General features: G+C 69.7%; 5 protein-coding genes. All 5 read left to right on the plus strand.

The window, feature by feature from the left end; genetic code table 11:
* Window positions 1-56 precede the first annotated feature (56 nt).
* On the plus strand, window positions 57-800 hold the full coding sequence (cheD, locus tag JMF90_RS27920; protein ID WP_011694091.1) for a chemoreceptor glutamine deamidase CheD: 744 nt from the start codon (window positions 57-59) through the stop codon (window positions 798-800).
* Complete coding sequence (locus tag JMF90_RS27925; RefSeq protein WP_027810841.1) at window positions 797-1888, plus strand: chemotaxis response regulator protein-glutamate methylesterase; 1092 nt, start codon at window positions 797-799, stop codon at window positions 1886-1888. Before cheD ends, JMF90_RS27925 begins: the two co-directional genes overlap by 4 nt.
* A 67-nt stretch (window positions 1889-1955) precedes the next feature.
* Window positions 1956-2351, plus strand: coding sequence for a chemotaxis response regulator CheY (gene cheY / locus JMF90_RS27930; RefSeq protein ID WP_006754880.1), 396 nt, complete (start codon window positions 1956-1958; stop codon window positions 2349-2351).
* Window positions 2352-2353: 2 nt separating this feature from the next.
* Window positions 2354-3085 (plus strand): protein phosphatase CheZ, encoded by a 732-nt coding sequence (cheZ, locus tag JMF90_RS27935; protein WP_006477357.1) that lies wholly within the window; start codon window positions 2354-2356, stop codon window positions 3083-3085.
* Between the two features lie 273 nt (window positions 3086-3358).
* The coding region (locus JMF90_RS27940) for a DUF2844 domain-containing protein (RefSeq protein WP_201325694.1) at window positions 3359-3811 on the plus strand (453 nt) is incomplete at its 3' end.

Below are 3811 nucleotides of genomic sequence, written 5' to 3' on the forward strand. Positions count from 1 at the left end.
CCGGCGGCCGGGCGCGTGCGGGCCGCGGGCGGCGCGCCGGCCTATGGAGAGCGCGGATGAGCGCCCTGCCGATCGCGACCAATCGCTACTTCGACAACCACTTCGAGCGCCCCGGCGTGAAGCTGTTGCCGAACGAGTTCTACACGACCGCCGAGGACATGGTGCTGATGACCGTGCTCGGCTCGTGCGTCGCCGCGTGCCTGCACGACCCGTACGCGGGCATCGGCGGGATGAACCATTTCATGCTACCGGACGACGGCGCCGATCCGGGCGCGGCCGCGTCGGAATCGATGCGCTACGGCGCGTATGCGATGGAAGTGCTGATCAACGAGCTGATCAAGGCCGGCGGGCGCCGCGAGCGCTTCGAGGCGAAGGTGTTCGGCGGCGCGGCCGTGCTGGCCGGGATGACGACGATCAACATCGGCGATCGCAACGCGGATTTCGTGCGCCGCTATCTCGCGCTGGAGCGCATCCGCATCACCGCGGAAGACCTGCAGGGCGTGCATCCGCGCAAGGTCGCGTTCATGCCGCACAGCGGGCGCGCGATGGTGAAGAAGTTGCGGCTGCAGGTGCCGGGCGTGACCGAGCGCGAAGCCGCGCTCGCGCGCGAGGCCGATCGCCTCCGCGCCGCACGGACTCGCGCGCAGGTCGAGCTGTTCGCCGCGAAGCGGCCTGCCGCGCCGCAACCGGCGCGCCCGCGCATCGAGCTGTTCGGCGGGCGCGGCACGGCGCCGGGCGCCGGGAGCCCCTCGGCCGGGAGCCCGTATGCCGCGAACCTATCAAGAAAGCAGGAGGCCTGACCGCAGTGCAGAAGATCAAAGTGTTGTGCGTCGACGATTCGGCGCTGATCCGCAGCCTGATGACCGAGATCATCAACAGCCAGCCCGACATGACGGTGGTCGCGACCGCGCCCGATCCGCTCGTCGCGCGCGAGCTCATCAAGCAGCACAACCCCGACGTGCTCACGCTCGACGTCGAAATGCCGCGCATGGACGGGCTCGACTTCCTCGAGAAGCTGATGCGCCTGCGGCCGATGCCGGTCGTGATGGTGTCGTCGCTGACCGAGCGCGGCTCGGAAATCACGCTGCGCGCGCTCGAACTCGGCGCGGTGGATTTCGTCACGAAGCCGCGCGTCGGGATTCGCGACGGGATGCTCGACTACGCGGAAAAGCTCGCCGACAAGATCCGCGCGGCGTCGCGCGCGCGCGTGCGCCAGGCGCCGCAGCCGCAGGCCGCCGCGCGCTCGGCGGACAGCGCCGCGGCCGCGCCGATGATCAACAACCCGCTCGTCAGTACCGAGAAGCTGATCATCATCGGCGCGTCGACGGGCGGCACCGAGGCGATCCGCGAAGTGCTGACGCCGCTGCCGCCGGATGCGCCGGCCGTGCTGATCGCGCAGCACATGCCGCCCGGCTTCACGAAATCGTTCGCGCAGCGGCTGAACGGCCTGTGCCGGATCGCGGTGAAGGAAGCCGAGCACGGCGAACGCGTGCTGCCGGGCCATGCGTACATCGCGCCGGGCCATGCGCACCTGTTGCTCGCGAGAAGCGGCGCGAACTATATTGCGCAACTGTCGGACGAGCCGCCGGTGAACCGGCACCGCCCGTCGGTCGACGTGCTGTTCCGCTCGGCGGCGACGCACGCGGGCAAGAACGCGATCGGCGTGATCCTCACCGGGATGGGCCGCGACGGCGCGGCCGGCCTGCTGGAAATGAAACGCGCGGGCGCTCACACGTTCGCGCAGGACGAAGCGAGCTGTATCGTGTTCGGGATGCCGCGCGAGGCGATCGCGCTCGGCGGCGCGGACGAGGTCGCACCGCTCGCCGACATGAGCCGCCGCGTGATGGCGCGCCTGGCGACGATGGGCGACCGCGTGCAGCGCGTGTGAATGGAATGTCACGGGGCGCGTGCCACGATACGCGCCTCGACGGAAACGAATCTGGAAAGGAACGACGATGGACAAGAGCATGAAAATCCTGGTGGTGGACGATTTCCCGACGATGCGCCGGATCGTCCGCAACCTGCTCAAGGAACTGGGCTACACGAACGTCGATGAGGCGGAGGACGGCGCGGCCGGCCTCGCGCGGCTGCGCGGCGGCGGCTTCGACTTCGTGATCTCGGACTGGAACATGCCGAACCTCGACGGCCTCGCGATGCTGAAGGAAATCCGCGCGGACGCGACGCTCACGCACCTGCCGGTGCTGATGGTCACGGCCGAGTCGAAGAAGGAGAACATCATCGCGGCCGCCCAGGCCGGCGCGAGCGGCTACGTCGTGAAACCGTTCACGGCCGCGACGCTCGACGAGAAGCTGAACAAGATCATCGACAAGATGGCCAAGGCCGGGAGCTGAACGTGAACGAGCCGATCCATGCGGCGCTCGCCGGCGCGGCGATCAACGCCGACGGCCATGCCGAAGGCGCCGATTACGCGAGCGACCGGATCCTCGCGCGCATCGGCCACGTCACGCGCACGCTGCGCGATTCGATGCGCGAGCTCGGGCTCGACAAGCATGTCGAGCGCGCGGCGGAAGCCGTGCCCGATGCGCGCGACCGGCTGCGCTACGTCGCGACGATGACCGAACAGGCCGCCGAGCGCGTGCTGAATGCGATCGAGATCGCGAAGCCGGTGCAGGAGCGTATCCAGAACGAAGCCGAGGCGCTCGACGCGCGCTGGGCGCAGTGGTATGCCGCGCCGATCGAGCACGCGGAAGTGCGCGAGCTGATGGACGATACGCGCACGTTCCTGCGCACGCTGCCCGAGTCGACGTCGGCGACCCGCGCGCAACTGCTCGAGATCATGCTCGCGCAGGATTTCCAGGATCTGACCGGGCAGGTGATCAAGAAGATCATGGACATGGTCTACCTGATCGAGCAGCAGCTCCTCACCGTGCTCGTCGAGAACATCGCGCCGGAGCGGCGCGAGCAGTTCGCGGCCACCGCGGCCGCGCTGGCGGCCGAGCAGATGAGCGCGACCGGCAGCCCCGAATCGCTGCTGAACGGCCCGCAGATCGCGCCGGAAGGCAAATCCGACGTCGTTCAGGACCAGGGGCAGGTCGACGATCTGCTCGCGAGCCTCGGCTTCTGATCCTGCCGCGGCGCATCCGCGCGCCCGGTTGCCGGGCGCCCCGCCCCGCGGGGCCGCCGATGCGCGCATTCCCCTTTCCCGCCTCGTTCTCCCGCCCGCCGCGCTTGCGCGGCGCGGTGTCATCCTGCGTCGAATTGACACTTCGCCACACTCCGCAGGCATACTACGCGTCAGCAGCAACGTAGCGTCTCATTCGTAAGATTCATAAGTTGGCAGGCGGCGCGTGCCGACGGCGGCGCCGTCGGCAACGAAGCCAGTCCCTTGGGGGGGAACGTGAAGCTGAAACGCTTGGGCTGGACCGTCGCGCACGCGACGGCTGCAATGGGTGTGCTGTGGGCCGTCCACGCACATGCGGAACTGGGCGGCGCGCCGATGTCGCCGCCGGCGGACGATCAGGCCGCCACCGTGCGCGCGCTGCAGCGCGCCATGCGCTCGGCGGACGGCGCGCAGGCCAGCACGGCCGCCTATACCGTCCGCGAGATCACGCTCGGATCGGGCACCGTCATCCACGAATACACGTCGGCCGCCGGCAGCGTGTTCGGCCTCGCGTGGCGCGGGCCGACGATGCCGGATCTCGCGTCGCTGCTCGGCAGCTATTTCCCGCAGTACACCGCCGGCGTCCAGGCGGCGCACCGGGCGCGCGGCTGGCGCGCGCCGGTGGCGGTCGAGACGAGCGGCCTCGTGATCCGGACGGGCGGCCATATGGGCGCCTTCTCCGGCCAGGCG

Origin of the sequence: Burkholderia sp. E168m23 (assembly GCF_016586125.1) — a bacterium.
GTDB classification, from domain to species: domain Bacteria; phylum Pseudomonadota; class Gammaproteobacteria; order Burkholderiales; family Burkholderiaceae; genus Burkholderia; species Burkholderia orbicola.

Coding starts and splice junctions, on each gene's coding strand:
- cheD (WP_011694091.1), top strand. CDS start 57: ATGAGCGCCCTGCCGATCGCGACCAATCGCTACTTCGACAACCACTTC.
- cheY (WP_006754880.1), top strand. CDS start 1,956: ATGGACAAGAGCATGAAAATCCTGGTGGTGGACGATTTCCCGACGATG.